This window comes from Planococcus plakortidis (assembly GCF_001687605.2).
GTDB classification, from domain to species: Bacteria; Bacillota; Bacilli; order Bacillales_A; family Planococcaceae; genus Planococcus; species Planococcus plakortidis.
The window spans coordinates 539,577-553,672 of the sequence record NZ_CP016539.2 but is presented as its reverse complement, the minus strand read 5'-3'; the positions used below and the strand labels follow the sequence as shown (position 1 = coordinate 553,672).

Genomic DNA, 14,096 nt, shown 5'->3' with positions numbered 1-14,096 from the left:
CTATGGAAAGCTGGAGAAACAAGCCTTTGCCAAATCGTTTTATCCATAAAAAAGAAGCCTCTTCTCAATGAAGGAGGCTTCCTGAAATTAAGGTGGCATCGTCGCCGGTTTGAATGGACGCAAGAATGTCTTCGTATAGCCGTCTAGGTGATCCCGCTTTTCTCATCATCGCTTTTGGATTGCGCAAGTCCACGCCATCTGAATGAATCAGGAACAAGTCGTTCTCCAAATACGTATAAAGCTGTGTTTTCAGCTTTTGGGGGCGTCCTGAAAGGTAGCCCATGACTGGCAGCGGATAAATCACTTCATCGGTTTCTCTTCTATAAAGGTAGAAACGGATATTGCCTACACAACTGTATTCCAAAGTGCGTTTCTTGAAATCCACTTTAAAGATGGCGACTGCAGCCCCACGTTTTTGCATCATTAAACCATTGAAGCGGTTCATCAATTGATCGATTGTCTCATGATGATATTCTTTCAAAATTTGCGGGATAACCTGCGACGATTCACGCGCTACAGGGCCACTTCCCAAACCATCGGCTACGGAGCAAATAAAGTAATCATCCGTCAATACAGTGAAATAGCTGTCGCCGGATTCGTAATTCCCTTTTTTTGCCGCGTTGTAGGCATAGGCTTCCACATTTTCGTGTCGAATTTCTTCCACTAGGAAACCCCGCCAGCAGCCAAAATCGCTTCCTGAAGCTTTTTGATGGCTTTTCGTTGAAGGCGTGAAACGTGCATCTGGGAAATCCCCAGGCGGTCGCCCGCTTCCTTCTGGCTCAGCTGCTCTATGTAGGTGTATTGGATGATCTGCTTTTCCCGATCGGAAAGGACATTCATCGCTTCCGCCACGAGCATGCGCTGATCCGCTTTTTCATATCCGTCGTCTTCCTGGCCGACTACATCAAACAATGTAACCGTACTGCCGTCCGAATCCGCCTCGAGTGAATGGTCCATGGAAAGTGCTTGATAGCTTTTGCCCATCTCCATCGCTTCCAAAACGTCGTCTTCATCAACATCCAGATATTCAGCGATTTCCCAAACTTGTGGAGAACGCTGAAGCTCTGTCGTCAACACTTCAACCGTCGCTTTGATGCGCGGCCCCAGTTCCTTTATGCGGCGCGGCACATGGATTGCCCATGTTTTGTCGCGCAAAAAGCGCTTGATTTCACCGATGATAGTCGGCACCGCGAAAGCTTCGAAACTGCGGCCATAAGACGGATCATAACGCCGGATTGCACCGAGCAAGCCAAGCATGCCCACTTGTGCAATGTCTTCGTGGTAGGATTTCCCATTTGAATACTTGCGGGCAATCGATTCCACTAAACGGCGATAATTGAGGACAAGGTTAGTCTGGGCTTCCTCGTCCTCGGTTTTTTGATAAGCTTCAATCCATTCCAGTACCTGTTCTTTCGTTGGCTGATTAGGATGAGATTGTTTCGACATCCTCTTCCACCCGCTCTCCTTCAACATGCTTGGTCATAAAGACAGTAACGCCTTCCTGATGATGCACTTTCACTTCATCCATAAGCGTTTCGATCAAATACAGGCCGAGACCTCCCTCGCGCAGGAACGCTCCTTCTTCCTGGTCGTGGTAAGGGCCCACTTTTGCCTTCGTTTCTTCAAAGTTGAAGCTTTGGCCGTGGTCGGCTACCATGATTTCAATCTTGTCTTCATATAATGCGCAACCGATGACCACTTCGCCTTCTTCACCTTCTGAATATGCGTGTTGAACGGCGTTTGTTACTGCTTCGCTTGAAGCGATCTTTAAATCTTCAATATCATCAAATGAAAAACCGATGCGGCTTGCCAGCCCCGAAATCGTCAGGCGAGCTACGCCTACGTATTGGGATTTGGCCGGGACGCGCATCTCTACATAATCGAAAGGACGCATGATTAATTCCCACCCTTCCCGACTGCTGCTTCAATATCCATGATATCGCCTAGGCCCGTTATATCGAAGAGGCGCTTCAAGCGGCTCGAGAGGCCAGTCAATTTCAGATGGCCGCCTTTTGCATTGATGGATTTATAGAACGCGACAAAAACGCCCAAGCCTGTACTATCCATGTAATCGACACCGGATAGATCCAGTTCGGCATTCAAGCCTTCCTGTGCCTGGTACGCTTCTAGTTTTTCGCGGAGTACCGGTGCTGTGTGCGCATCGATTTCCCCGTGGATATCGCCTTTTAATGTATTGTCATTTTCTGTCAAATTAACTTGAATATTCATCTCTATATGACACCCCGTTTTGTATGATTCAATTCGGCTGAAAAAAGCCATTATATGCTTTTTTACCCGCTATGCAATGCCTTTAAACATGGATTTAAACCTTCTTGTAAATCACTAAAGTGAAGTCATCCTGAAGTTCTGCATTTTGCATCCGTTCAAGTTCATCGTAGACATGCTGGACAATCGCCTGAGCCGGTTCGCCCTTCTTTTGCCCAATCAATTCATAAATGACGTCCCGCTCGATAAAGCCTTCCTCTGTACGGCCCTCGGTCACCCCGTCCGTCATCATGATGACCATATCGCCTTTTTCCAAAGTGACAGAATGCTCTTCGTAGACAGCTGCCGGAGAAACACCGAGCAGCAAGCCTTTTGCTTCAAGTTCCTCAAATTCTCCTGTATCCGCGCGATAGAGAATGGCAGGCTCGTGTCCGGCCGATCCATAAGTGAGCCTGGCTGCCCCCGCATCGTAATTCGCATAGAACATCGACACGAACATCGAATCATCGACACTTTTTTCGACGATCCGGTTAATGACGCTGAGCACATCTTTTGGCATGGCATGCGAACTATTGAGGCTGTCCATGCCGAATTTGATCATGGACATGCAAAGAGCCGCCGGAAGTCCTTTGCCGATGACATCGGCAACAGCCACTCCAGCGTATCCATCATAATCACTGACAAAATAGATGTAATCCCCGTTCATCTTCTTGGCCGGAATCGACAATAGGCCGATATCCAACCCGTCAAGAGACGGCAATTTCGTCTTGAGCAAAGTTTCCTGCACGTTTGCGGCCAAGTCCATTTCCACTTTCAGTTCTTCCTGGCGCTTCAGCAGGCTTTGGCGCTCCTGCAGGGCCAACCCATAATTGATCATCATTTCGATCAGAAAATCGAAAGAATGCCAAACAACATCCGGGAGATCGCTATAGAGCTCCCGGATGGCTGCTTTGTGCATGCTGATCACTTCTTCGGGAGAGATGTTCTCCAGAATAAGTTGCCTGCTGAAATTTTGGCCGACGTACAAATTTTGTTCCGTCTGCTTTTTAACATATTCGTTCAGAATCTCCTGGTACTGTGCTTCAATGTGTTGAGGCATTTAGCGTTCCCCCTAGCGGAGCCACTTCGTAGCCCGTATATCTGTCCCTTCGCCTTGGATAGTCTCGATCTTGAAGTCGTCCATTAAGCGTTTGACACCCGGCAAGCCTGCACCCAGTCCCCCCGATGTCGTGAACCCGTCTTCCATTACTTTTCTGACATCCGGGATCCCCGGGCCGCTGTCAGCCGCGATGATCAGGATTCCCTTCATGCCGTTTTCGGTCAATTGCTGGATCTCGATCCTGCCTTGACCGGCGTATAGATAAATATTGCGGGCAAGCTCGCTGATGGCTGTCGTGATCCGCGCCTGGTCCACGGTGCCGAAGCCGAGCTCTTTGGCGACATTGCGCCCAAGCTGCCTTGCCGCGACAATATCCCATTCCGTTAAAATTTCCACTGAGGATTGGTCGCTCATCTTCAAGCCTCCAATTCCAGTTGAAGTTTCTCCAAGCCGTTCTCTAGGTCAAGTGCCGTCATAACATCTTCAAGTCGAATTCCGAGCTCGATCAAAGTGATGGCAACTGCCGGCTGGATACCGGTAATAACCACTCTTGCCCCCATCAGGCTGGACATGCTGATGACATCTCCCAGCACCTTGGCAATGAATGAATCAATAAAGTCGATGGATGTCAAATCGATGACCACCCCGCGGGCGCTGGTTTCGTGCAATTTAGTCAAAAGATCTTCCTGGAACTGCAAAGCCGTCTGGTCATCCAGCTCCCATTGGATCGAAACAATCAATGTATCTTTCAGTTTTAGAATTGGGATTCTCACATTCATACTTCTTCAACCTCCACAATTTTTCGGTTTGTCCAAGCCAGTGCCTGTTCTACGCCCCTCTGCAAAGTGCTCGTTGTCGTAAAGTCATTCAAGTTGATACCGAGGGTTACGATCGTCTGGGCAATTTCCGGGCGTATGCCGACAAGCATGCATTTCGCACCGACCAAACGCACTGCGTCTGCAGCTTGGATAATGTGATGGGCAACCATCGTATCGACGACCGGTACGCCGGTAATATCGAGTAACACCACTTCCGCACGATGCTTGACGACGCCGTCGAGCAAATTTTCCATGATCAATTTCGCCCGCTCCGTGTCGATCGTCCCGACAAGCGGCATGACAGAAACCTTGTCGAATACCGGAATCAGGGAAGCGGAAAGCTCCTGCAAGGCAATCTTCTGCAAGCTGACCGTCCGTTCCCAAGTTTTGGAGTAAGTTTCGATCATGCTATTGCGGATCGGCGTAGCCCATTTCGAAAATTCGTGGATAAATCCATCCATATTTTCCGGATGGATTGTGCCCGCGTCCCGCATCCCTTCGTAAACGATTTCTGCGAAATGGTCGATCGCTTTTGTCATGAAGGTGATGGACCAGCCAAGGCGGACCACTTTCTCGGCAAAATCCTGCAAGCGGTCTTCATACACCTTATGGCTTTCAAGAAGGCTTGAAGTCATCAGCCCTGCGAATTCACGGCTTGTTTGGTTCACCATATCTTCCGACATCACCTGAAATGAAGGTTCGTCCTTTTCATCTCGCATCATTTGCTGCCATTCGGCAATGATGTCGGTCATGTTTTCTTGTATATATGTAGCCATTTGTTTGTTCATCTTGTCGTAAAACCCTCCCGGTGACTCTAGCAGCCACAATTTCATACTTGTCTATCCATTGTATCGGAAAACGAAGTAATTCACATCTTTTTTGATGAACAGCCCCGATTATGATGATTTTCTATACGAAAACACCCCGAGAAAAGCCATCTCGGGGTGTTTCCATGGAGTATGTATGCTAAAACTTTACAAGTCCGACACTGATTTCCAAGGCTTCGTCCACCTTTTCCATCAACGCATCGTCCAGCTGTGTAATCTTATCGGTCAAACGCGATTTATCAATTGTCCGCAATTGCTCAAGCAAAATAACAGAATCACGCTCAAAGCCGTATTTCTTGGCATTGATCTCCACGTGGGTCGGCAATTTGGCTTTCTGGATCTGGGCGGTGATCGCCGCTATGATCACTGTTGGGCTAAATCGGTTACCGATATCATTTTGTATCACCAAAACCGGACGGGTCCCGCCTTGCTCAGACCCGACGACCGGTGATAATTCTGCGAAAAAAACATCCCCGCGTTTTACAATCAAGTTGTCACCCTCCGCTTACGAGTTGCACTGTCGTGTGCTCCGCTTCGTACTCAGCGTGCGAGCATTCGCAGGCAATCGACAGGTTGATCTGCGACATTTCCACGTAGCCCTTGATCATCGCTTCCCGAATATGATATGAATCGTAGACATTTTTTGTTACCCGTTGAGTCGATACATAGATGAATTCACCGTTCTCCTCTATGCGTTCATCTGAATGGGCAGTGAGCTCCGACATGAATTGCTTCGGCAACTTGACTACCACTTCTTTCGTCTTTGACTTCTCGTACACAGCCGACACCTCCGAAAATCCCGATCTCTGTCTAGTTTACCTTCTCATCTTACCATTGAATCGTTCGACTGAAAAGGCGATCCGGCATTTTTGGTGCCATTCACATAGACGCGCGGCACCCGCTTCGTCAAAATACAAGGGATCTCGTAGGGGATTGTGCCCAGCTTTTCGGCCCATTCATCGATCAAGACTTCCTCATCTCCCTGGCGTCCGATCAACTGCACCGGCTCTCCGACTGGAAGCTTCTCTTTCAAGCGAATCATGCATTGGTCCATGCAGATGCGCCCGACAATCGGCATCCGTTCACCGCGCACGAGCACTTCCTGCCCTTGCAAACCACGCAGCATGCCGTCCGCATATCCGATGGGAAGCGTGGCGATCCACTCTTCGCCTTCACTGCGGTACGTTGCACCATAACTGATGGTCGCTCCCGGCTGCACTTTCTTGATGTGGACGATTTCCGTTTCCAGGCTCAAGGCCGGTTCGAGCATAATCGGGGAATGTTCACCGACATAAGGCGACGGGGCGATCCCATAAAGCGAGATGCCGATACGGACGGCATCGCAAGCAACAGATGGATGCATCAGCGCTGCGGCACTGTTCGACACATGGACCATGACCCCTTGCGGCAACTGCTTCAAGACGCCATTCATCCGTTCGACTTGTTGTTCAAAGAGCGTCGTATCCTCGTCATCCGCTGCGGCAAAATGCGTGAAGATGCCGTCGAATGAAAATACATCGGCAGTTAATTTGCCGAATGCCATTTCCGCTTCTTCAGGCTGTATGCCAAGACGGCCCATTCCGGTGTCGACTTTCAAATGAACCCGTAGCGGCCGTCCCTGAATGGCAGCTTCCCCCGCCATCTCGATCCATTCGAGCGACAAGGCAGTGACGATAATATCTTCGCGCTGCGCGACGGGCACGAATGCAGCAGGCACTGCCCCCATTACAAGGATATCCTGTTCGATTCCAACGCGGCGCAATATCAGCGCTTCGTCTGGCGTCGCGACCGCAAACATGCGGACGCCACAATCAATGGCAGTGCGGGCGATTGCTTCTGCCCCATGGCCATAACCGTCCGCTTTGACGACCGCGATCACTTCAGCGTCGCCTGCCCGTTTTTGAAATGCCGTGAGATTATTCCGGATCGATTCCAAATTGATGATTGCCTTTGTCGGGCGATACATTTCCATATTCTACACATCCTGTTCATTCGGTTTGCAAAACAACTTGTGCGGCAGCAAATTCCTTTGAGTGGGTGATCGAAACAAATCCGCATTCCGCGCCGCGGAAAAACATGCCGGGTTTGCCATTCGCATCTTTTCTGATTTCCATATCCGAAAAAGGGCATGACGCGCCGATTCCGGTGCCGCGGGCTTTCGCGAATGCTTCTTTCGCCGCAAAGCGCCCTGCCAAAAATTCGGTCTTGCGTTTATTCTTCAATAGAAGGTACTCGGCTAGCTCCGTTTCGGTCAGGACACGCTCGCGGAATTTCGGAGATCTTTCATCGAGCTTGCGGATTCTATCCAGCTCGACAATATCAAGACCGATTCCTGTTATCATAAAGGTTTCTCCTTTCATTCGCAAATGGGTAACGGGTATAATAAAGCTATGAAATTGAGGTGACCTTATTGTTTATCAGAAGAGAAAGTTTTTCACAGTACTTAAGAATGTACCCGGTCGTATCGACGTTGATCGCGTTGAATGTGTTCATTCACTTGCTGACGTTTTTGCCGATGCTCGGCGAATACATTTACTATTATGGCGTGGGGTCGAATTTCCACATCGCGAACGGCGAGTGGTGGCGCTTTGTGACGCCGATCTTCCTCCACGGCGGCTTCATGCATTTGCTGTTCAATATGTTCTCGTTGTTTTTGTTCGGGCCGGAGCTTGAGCGCCTGACCGGCAAGATGCGTTTTATCACGATTTATATGCTGGCTGGCCTTTTCGCCTCAGCGGCCACCTACTTCCTGCAGCCGCTCGATTATGTACATGTCGGGGCAAGCGGCGCGATCTTCGGGATCTTCGGCGCGTTCGGCGCCCTCGTCTATTACGGCGGACGGGCGCTACCGCAGCTCAAACAAATTATACTCCCGATCATCGTCATTAGTATAGTCATGACATTCGTGACACCGAACATCAATGTCACGGCGCACATCGCCGGCATGATCACCGGTTTCCTGATCGGGCTCAGCTATTTCCACCCGAAACGCATCGTCAGCTGGCGCGCCAAAAACCGCCGCTGATTTCCATGAAAAAACCCTCAGCCGATTTCATCCGGTTGAGGGTTTTTCGTTTGCCCACGATCGATTGCCTGGCGCTGCCTGGAAGGTTCATACCAGGACAGGATGCGTTCGGCATCTTCCCGCGCCAGATTCGGTACAATTGCGGTGGCACCGAGCATGCCTGATTTGATCGTTGCATGGACAGAAGCGACATCCCGGCGGCGCTGGAAAATCGTCCGTGTCACCGCGACCACTTGAATGCGTTTTTTCAGCATATAGAAGCGGTGCAGGCTGATGCCGCGGAATTGCGCGGTCAATTGGCGCCCCGAGATGGCGTACCCCGCCGAGCGGTGCTGCCAGAGGCCCATTGCAACGATAATCGGCACGACCGCAAGTGCCCATAAGCCATACGGATAGAAGAAATAACCAAGCGCGGCGAATACCGGCACGAGCCAGCCGATCGACAGCCGGTAAAAGAACGGCCGGCTTCTTTTCGGCAAGCGGGTCAATTCCGGAGACCAGTCAAAATCCGGGAACAGTTCATCCAGGACCGGCTTCATCTTTTCCTGCTTAACAAGCGGGAACAAGCGGATTTTCTCGTCTTTATCGGCCAAGGTGCCCCCTGCGCTTTCGACCGTGACGTTTACATAGCCGAATAGCTGGCGCAGCGGATTCTGCGTCATTTTAATGCCTTGCACGCGGTTGAACGGCACGGAGACTTTTTTCTTTTCCAATAAGCCGCGTGTAATGTAAATCCGTTCATCGTCGGCATGGATGGTGAATTGATAATATGCGATGAGCGTCATGGCCACGGAAATGATCCAGGCAAGCAATAGCCCTGCAAAGACAGTCAAAGCCACTACCAGGTAGCCGAAGCGCATGAATAACATGACTTCCTCATAGATCGCGTCATAAGGGATCAGTTCCGCAAATTGCGAGAGGAATAAAGCGACACCGGAAATGACGACGCCGATCCCGCCTGAAGTCGTCGCGAGCACCAATAATTCCTTCATGCCCATCCGGTACAACACGCGCGCTGGCTCTTCTGCAGGTGCCTCATGTGCCGGTTCGGCTTCGGCCGGACCATAAAGCACTTCACCTGACGAGTCCGCATGGACCCCGCTTCCACGCTTTGCCATATGCATCTCCTGCTCGATGCGGTCGGCTTCGGCACGATATATGGCGGTCAGTTCCGCTTCCGACTGCCCTGCTTTTCCAGAGCCCGCTGTCTCGACTTTGACTTTGACAAGCCCAAGCGGCCGGTGGAAAATCCCTTCCGTATAATTCAAACTTTGGATTCGCTCAAATGGGATGTAACGTTTCTTTTTGACGAACAGCCCGTATTCGATCCGCAGCTCCCCATCTTCAAACCAATAGACAAAGCGTTTCCATTTGATGATGCCGGCAATCAACATGAATACTAAGACGACACCGCCGATGATCACCGGCAGTAAGCCTTGCCAACCCTGGTTGAACATGCCGGAAATGCCGTCTTCCCGAAACAGGTTTGCGCCGAAAATGATGACGAAAGGCAAGATCAGCTCTTTCAAGCCTTTCAGGAAATTGATGAGTGCAGAAATGGGATGCAGTTTATAACGTGTCTCAGACATCATCTTCCGCCACCCTTGCGAGCACGGAGATGCGGGAGCGCAATTCATCCGCCTCTTCCGTAATCAGTGCTGGAATGGTATGGGTTGTAGCGGCAGTCGAGATGGAAATCTCCGATAGATCATATTTGCGGAGAATCGGCCCTTGCTCCGTATCGACGTGCTGGACGCGCACCATCGGCACAAGCGTCCGCTTGACGATGAATAAGCCGTGCTGCAATTCAATTTCCTGGTCGCGCACTTCGTAGCGCCACCGTTCCCAACGGATTTTCGGGAATAAGTAGATGAACAGGAAAGCGAATAGCAATAGCACGCCCCCCGCAGCGGCATAGATCCAATTCGGCCAGTCGAAGAAATATGTAAGGGTGCCGATGCCGGCCAGCAGCACAGCGATGACCGCCGTCTCGATCATCCCGTAAAGCCGCCAGACGGTCAGCCCTTTTCGCGAGATCCGGTTTTTCGGTTGATGGTTCATTATGTCATCTCCAATCAAGAGTACTCTCTTCATCTATACGGTTCATGAACCGGAACGTTTCATTTCATTGTACCTTATTCCGAAACGGCAAAAAAGACGGAGAATCGGCATTTGCTGCCGATTCTCCGTCTTGTGGTTTACTGGATTGAACTTTATTAGGATTCGTGACGGCGAGTGCGTCCAGGGCGTCCTCCGCCTGAAGCGCGTCCTGAGTCACGGCGGCCTTTATAGCCGCCACCAGACGAGCGTCCGCCGCCTTTGCCTTTGTATCCGCCGCCGGAACGTCCGCCGCCTTTACCTTTGTAGCCGCCACCGCCACGTGATGGCAATGGGCGTTCTTCGGTAATTTGGACTGGCGCATCTTCCGGATCTTTCGTCAGCGTTTTAAGGGCTGCCGCGATCAAATCGACTGCGTCGTGCTTCTCCAACATTTCTGTCGCAAGCTCACGATAGCTGCCGAGATTGTTTTTCTCGGTCATCGTTTCCAATTGTTCCATGGCAACACGCTGTAGCCCTAGAACTGCTTCGTCAGCAGTCGGAGGCACTAGCGCCTGCATTTTTTTCTTCGTCGTTCTTTCAACGATTGACAAGTAGCCCATTTCGCGTGGCGTAACGAAAGTTACGGCTACGCCTTTCTTGCCTGCACGGCCAGTACGGCCGATACGGTGAACATAGCTTTCAGGGTCTTGCGGGATATCAAAGTTGTATACATGAGATACGCCTGAGATATCAAGTCCGCGTGCCGCTACATCAGTCGCAACAAGGATATCGATTTTGTTTGCCTTGAACTGCTTCAAGACAGACATGCGCTTCGCTTGGCTAAGGTCGCCGTGAATTCCTTCGGCCAAATAGCCACGGATGTTCAATGCGTGTGCCAACTCATCAACGCGGCGCTTCGTACGCCCGAAGACGATGGCGAGTTCCGGCTGATGAACGTTCAACAGGCGGGAAAGAATATCGAACTTCTCGCGTTCTACGGATTTCACGAAGAACTGCTCGATGTTTTCGACAGTCATTTCTTTCGACTTGATTTTGACGATTTCAGGCGACTTCATGAATTTTTCTGCGATGCGGCGGATCGGATCCGGCATGGTTGCAGAGAACAGAAGCGTTTGGCGGGCTTCAGGGACATTCGACATGATCGACTGGATGTCTTCGATGAATCCCATGTTCAGCATTTCATCAGCTTCATCCAACACGAGTGTATTGACGTTTTCAAGCTTCAACGTGCGGCGGTTAATATGGTCAAGCAAACGACCAGGTGTGCCGACGATGATTTGAGGGCGGTTTTTCAAAGCGCGGATCTGGCGGCCGATTTCCTGCCCGCCGAATACGGACAAAATGCGCACGTTTTTATCTTTACCTAGTCTGTAAAGCTCTTCAGAAACCTGGATTGCCAATTCGCGTGTCGGTGCAATGACCAAGCCTTGCACATTTCCGTCACGTGTGTCGATTTTCTCGATCAACGGAATACCGAAAGCGGTTGTTTTACCAGTACCTGTTTGTGCTTGCCCGATAATGTCTTTGCCTTCCATGCCCAGGCGGATTGTGCCTTCCTGGATAGGTGTCGCTTCCTCGAAGCCCATACGTCTTACGGATTTCAATGTTGTTTCGCTGATATTTAGATCTGCAAATTTAACCAAATTTTTTCAATCTCCTTTTGTCTTCATCTTATTTACAAATGGTACACATTTTAGATGAATTTATGACAAGGTCGAGCCTTTATTAAGAACTTTCACGTCGAAAATCATGCTCTGGAGTTTTAAGTCAGAGGGGATGTGTGAACAGGAAAAGCTCGGTCGTTGCCGAGCGGTCTGCACAGCGGGGGTTGTCTTCCCCAGTAAGTAGAACAAACCGTTTATGCTCAAAAAAAACCTCTTCACGAAGGAAGAGTGTCTCAAAAATGTATCCATTGCTCTAAACAGAATAACACGCTTTAACAGCACATGCAATTGATATGCAAAGGTTCCAATTATCAGTTTACTGTTACCTGCGCATGAATTTCAAGGCTTTTGGGAACCATTCGGCAGCATCGTCGCTATAGCAGATCAAATGCTTGCCGTTCGCCGAGCGGTAAAGATGCTTTTCCGCAGAACCGAGGTGGTCGTAAATATGTTGGGCTGCGGACGGCGGGACGATGCCGTCTTTTTCCCCTTGGACGATGAAAGCCGGCGCATCGATCAGGTGATAATAAGGTTCCACTGTTTTGACGACGCGCAAGAACTCGACAGTCGAACGGATCGGGGTATTGCGGAATTTGTATTCATATAAATGGTAGAGCGCATTTTGGGTGATCCGTTTACTGATCAAATCGCGGAGCGCTCCACGCACTTCTGCCCGCATCTGCACCGGACTGATGTATTTTACCGCGGCACTCAATAACACGAGCCGGTCGATTTTATAGCGCATCGACAAGTAAAGTGCAATCAAGCCACCCATTGAGAAGCCGACGATGATGACGCGGTCGGCTTTCGCTTTCAAGCGTTTTAACGCCAGTTCCGCTTCCATCATCCACACTTCAGCACTTTGCGCGCCGAGTTCAAGCTTTTCGCCATGGCCCGGCAATGTAGGAATCTCTATGAGCCAATCCGTTTGCTCGTTCAAGTAATCGGCAAACGGCTCGACTTCGAACGGCCCCCCGGTGAATCCATGAATGCACAGGACGCCGGTTCTCATTGGCCCGTGAACGGTTCGATGACTTTTTCAAGCGCCATGCCACGCGACCCTTTGACGAGAACAGCCGTGTCTTTTTTGACATTTTTCTTCAACAAGTCGATGATGGGTCCGTAATCGTCCTCACTCCACAATAATTTCCCTTCATAGGAAGTGGCAAGTTTGTCGTAAAGCCATTTCATGCGCGGGCCGAACAGGCAGACACCTTCAAGTTCCGGGCCGATCGATTTTGCGAGCTCTTCATGGAAGCGCTGCTCATGTTCCCCGAGTTCAAGCATATCGCCGAGCACAGCCCATTTCGTTTCTTTCATCGTCGTCTCACGGATGAAGTTCAGTGCCGCTTTCACGGAAGTCGGCGCCGCATTGTACGCATCGTTGATGAATACCGCGCCGTTTTCGGCAGGGACCAGCTGCATCCGCATATCGGTCAACGCCGCATTCTTCAATGAACGGCGGATCTCTTCTTCCGTCAATCCGGCTTCTAGGGCGATCAAAATCGCCGGCAGCGTATTCTTCACCTGGTGTTCGCCGAGCACAGGGATGGAGAATTTCGCGTCGATGATGCCATTGACCAGGAAACTGCTGCCTTCTTCGGTCGCTTGGATGTCGGTTACGCTCAGTTCATTATCCGGGCCGAAGCCGAATGATACCGCTTGGGTGAAATCTTCGACAAACGGCACTAATAGTGGCTCATCGCCGTCATAGAACAGCTTGCCATGTTGCTCGAGGCCGGCGACGATTTCGAACTTCGCTTCGGCGATGCCTTCTCTCGATCCGAGGTCCTGCATATGCGCTTCGCCGATATTGGTAATGACCGCATAGTCCGGGCGTGCAAGCTCCGACAAGAACTGAATCTGCCCGAAGCCGCTCATGCCCATCTCGAGGACCACGTATTTGGTGTCTTCATCCAACGACAGGATCGTCAGCGGCAGCCCGAGTTCATTATTGAAATTGCCTTGCGTTTTCTGGACTTTATAGTATGGCTTCAAGACGCTCGCGACCAGATCTTTCGTCGAGGTTTTGCCGTTGGATCCGGTAATGCCGATCACGGTCGCCTTCAATTCATTGCGGTAAGCGCGCGCCATTTCCTGCAATGCCTTTTCGCAATCGTCAACGATCAATAAAGGCAAGTCAGTCGGCGCATCCGGCTCGTCACGCTGCCATAATGCAGCAGCAGCCCCAGCTTCAATCGCGTAGCGGACGTATTTGTGCCCATTGGCATTTTCGCCGCGGAACGGAATGAACAAATCGCCCGGCTTCAGCGTCCGCGTATTGATCGACACGCCAGTCACTTCAATCCCTTTTAAATTCGTCTTGATGTCCAGCCATGCGGCCATCTGTTCAATCGTTTTTTTCATCGGTTCTCC

The 14,096-nt window shown here is 50.5% G+C and carries 18 protein-coding genes; 1 reads left to right on the top strand and 17 read right to left on the bottom strand.

Annotated elements, in window-relative coordinates:
• Positions 1 to 64: 64 nt before the first annotated feature.
• From BBI15_RS02910 to acpS, 12 genes are all read right to left on the bottom strand, one after another.
• Positions 65 to 664 (bottom strand): PP2C family serine/threonine-protein phosphatase, encoded by a 600-nt coding sequence (locus BBI15_RS02910; protein WP_068872095.1) that lies wholly within the window; start codon positions 662 to 664, stop codon positions 65 to 67.
• Positions 664 to 1,446, bottom strand: a complete 783-nt coding sequence (gene sigB, locus BBI15_RS02905; RefSeq protein ID WP_058381769.1) for an RNA polymerase sigma factor SigB — start codon at positions 1,444 to 1,446, stop codon at positions 664 to 666. The genes BBI15_RS02910 and sigB overlap by 1 nt, the downstream gene beginning before the upstream one ends.
• Positions 1,424 to 1,894: an anti-sigma B factor RsbW gene (rsbW, locus tag BBI15_RS02900; RefSeq protein ID WP_058381770.1), complete on the bottom strand. Its 471-nt coding sequence runs from the start codon at positions 1,892 to 1,894 to the stop codon at positions 1,424 to 1,426. The genes sigB and rsbW overlap by 23 nt, the downstream gene beginning before the upstream one ends.
• 2 nt (positions 1,895 to 1,896) lie before the next feature.
• The gene (locus BBI15_RS02895; protein WP_068872093.1) at positions 1,897 to 2,229 is read right to left on the bottom strand and encodes an anti-sigma factor antagonist; all 333 of its coding nucleotides are present in this window, start codon (positions 2,227 to 2,229) and stop codon (positions 1,897 to 1,899) included.
• 94 nt (positions 2,230 to 2,323) lie between these two features.
• Positions 2,324 to 3,325 (bottom strand): PP2C family protein-serine/threonine phosphatase, encoded by a 1,002-nt coding sequence (locus tag BBI15_RS02890; protein ID WP_068872091.1) that lies wholly within the window; start codon positions 3,323 to 3,325, stop codon positions 2,324 to 2,326.
• A 12-nt stretch (positions 3,326 to 3,337) separates the two neighbouring features.
• On the bottom strand, positions 3,338 to 3,739 hold the full coding sequence (locus tag BBI15_RS02885) for an anti-sigma regulatory factor (RefSeq protein ID WP_058381773.1): 402 nt from the start codon (positions 3,737 to 3,739) through the stop codon (positions 3,338 to 3,340).
• 2 nt (positions 3,740 to 3,741) lie between these two features.
• Positions 3,742 to 4,104 carry an STAS domain-containing protein gene (locus tag BBI15_RS02880; protein WP_058381774.1) on the bottom strand — a complete coding sequence of 121 codons (363 nt, stop codon included), beginning with the start codon at positions 4,102 to 4,104 and terminating at the stop codon, positions 3,742 to 3,744.
• On the bottom strand, positions 4,101 to 4,931 hold the full coding sequence (locus BBI15_RS02875; protein WP_068872088.1) for an RsbT co-antagonist protein RsbRA: 831 nt from the start codon (positions 4,929 to 4,931) through the stop codon (positions 4,101 to 4,103). Before BBI15_RS02875 ends, BBI15_RS02880 begins: the two co-directional genes overlap by 4 nt.
• Before the next feature lie 178 nt (positions 4,932 to 5,109).
• Entirely contained in the window at positions 5,110 to 5,460 is a 351-nt protein-coding gene (locus tag BBI15_RS02870) for a type II toxin-antitoxin system PemK/MazF family toxin (RefSeq protein ID WP_058381776.1), read from the bottom strand.
• A gap of 4 nt (positions 5,461 to 5,464) precedes the next feature.
• A complete protein-coding gene (locus BBI15_RS02865; RefSeq protein WP_058381777.1) occupies positions 5,465 to 5,749 on the bottom strand; it encodes a hypothetical protein in 285 nt (94 codons plus the stop codon).
• A 44-nt stretch (positions 5,750 to 5,793) separates the two neighbouring features.
• Positions 5,794 to 6,942 carry an alanine racemase gene (alr, locus tag BBI15_RS02860; RefSeq protein WP_068872087.1) on the bottom strand — a complete coding sequence of 383 codons (1,149 nt, stop codon included), beginning with the start codon at positions 6,940 to 6,942 and terminating at the stop codon, positions 5,794 to 5,796.
• A gap of 16 nt (positions 6,943 to 6,958) precedes the next feature.
• Entirely contained in the window at positions 6,959 to 7,312 is a 354-nt protein-coding gene (gene acpS / locus BBI15_RS02855; protein ID WP_068872084.1) for a holo-ACP synthase, read from the bottom strand.
• A 68-nt stretch (positions 7,313 to 7,380) separates the two neighbouring features.
• Here acpS and BBI15_RS02850 point away from each other — a divergent pair, with 68 nt between their 5' ends.
• Positions 7,381 to 7,995 (top strand): rhomboid family intramembrane serine protease, encoded by a 615-nt coding sequence (locus tag BBI15_RS02850; RefSeq protein ID WP_068872082.1) that lies wholly within the window; start codon positions 7,381 to 7,383, stop codon positions 7,993 to 7,995.
• Between the two features lie 17 nt (positions 7,996 to 8,012).
• On the opposite strand, the gene BBI15_RS02845 is transcribed toward BBI15_RS02850, so the two are convergent.
• The 5 genes from BBI15_RS02845 to BBI15_RS02825 form a co-directional block, all read right to left on the bottom strand.
• Positions 8,013 to 9,584, bottom strand: coding sequence for a PH domain-containing protein (locus BBI15_RS02845; protein ID WP_068872679.1), 1,572 nt, complete (start codon positions 9,582 to 9,584; stop codon positions 8,013 to 8,015).
• A complete protein-coding gene (locus tag BBI15_RS02840; RefSeq protein ID WP_068872080.1) occupies positions 9,577 to 10,056 on the bottom strand; it encodes a PH domain-containing protein in 480 nt (159 codons plus the stop codon). The genes BBI15_RS02845 and BBI15_RS02840 overlap by 8 nt, the downstream gene beginning before the upstream one ends.
• Before the next feature lie 155 nt (positions 10,057 to 10,211).
• Complete coding sequence (cshA, locus tag BBI15_RS02835; protein ID WP_157101612.1) at positions 10,212 to 11,699, bottom strand: degradosome RNA helicase CshA; 1,488 nt, start codon at positions 11,697 to 11,699, stop codon at positions 10,212 to 10,214.
• A gap of 343 nt (positions 11,700 to 12,042) precedes the next feature.
• Positions 12,043 to 12,732 carry an alpha/beta hydrolase gene (locus tag BBI15_RS02830; RefSeq protein ID WP_068872078.1) on the bottom strand — a complete coding sequence of 230 codons (690 nt, stop codon included), beginning with the start codon at positions 12,730 to 12,732 and terminating at the stop codon, positions 12,043 to 12,045.
• A complete protein-coding gene (locus tag BBI15_RS02825) occupies positions 12,729 to 14,087 on the bottom strand; it encodes a UDP-N-acetylmuramoyl-tripeptide--D-alanyl-D-alanine ligase (protein ID WP_068872075.1) in 1,359 nt (452 codons plus the stop codon). The genes BBI15_RS02830 and BBI15_RS02825 overlap by 4 nt, the downstream gene beginning before the upstream one ends.
• Between the last annotated feature and the right edge of the window lie 9 nt (positions 14,088 to 14,096).

Bases quoted from the DNA above. Each gene is read 5' to 3' on its own strand.
- sigB (WP_058381769.1), bottom strand. From the start codon at position 1,446: ATGTCGAAACAATCTCATCCTAATCAGCCAACGAAAGAACAGGTACTG.
- BBI15_RS02885 (WP_058381773.1), bottom strand. From the start codon at position 3,739: ATGAGCGACCAATCCTCAGTGGAAATTTTAACGGAATGGGATATTGTC.
- BBI15_RS02830 (WP_068872078.1), bottom strand. From the start codon at position 12,732: ATGAGAACCGGCGTCCTGTGCATTCATGGATTCACCGGGGGGCCGTTC.
- BBI15_RS02875 (WP_068872088.1), bottom strand. From the start codon at position 4,931: ATGAACAAACAAATGGCTACATATATACAAGAAAACATGACCGACATC.
- acpS (WP_068872084.1), bottom strand. From the start codon at position 7,312: ATGATAACAGGAATCGGTCTTGATATTGTCGAGCTGGATAGAATCCGC.
- BBI15_RS02840 (WP_068872080.1), bottom strand. From the start codon at position 10,056: ATGAACCATCAACCGAAAAACCGGATCTCGCGAAAAGGGCTGACCGTC.
- rsbW (WP_058381770.1), bottom strand. From the start codon at position 1,894: ATGCGTCCTTTCGATTATGTAGAGATGCGCGTCCCGGCCAAATCCCAA.
- BBI15_RS02890 (WP_068872091.1), bottom strand. From the start codon at position 3,325: ATGCCTCAACACATTGAAGCACAGTACCAGGAGATTCTGAACGAATAT.
- BBI15_RS02845 (WP_068872679.1), bottom strand. From the start codon at position 9,584: ATGTCTGAGACACGTTATAAACTGCATCCCATTTCTGCACTCATCAAT.
- BBI15_RS02825 (WP_068872075.1), bottom strand. From the start codon at position 14,087: ATGAAAAAAACGATTGAACAGATGGCCGCATGGCTGGACATCAAGACG.
- BBI15_RS02895 (WP_068872093.1), bottom strand. From the start codon at position 2,229: ATGAATATTCAAGTTAATTTGACAGAAAATGACAATACATTAAAAGGC.
- alr (WP_068872087.1), bottom strand. From the start codon at position 6,942: ATGGAAATGTATCGCCCGACAAAGGCAATCATCAATTTGGAATCGATC.
- BBI15_RS02880 (WP_058381774.1), bottom strand. From the start codon at position 4,104: ATGAATGTGAGAATCCCAATTCTAAAACTGAAAGATACATTGATTGTT.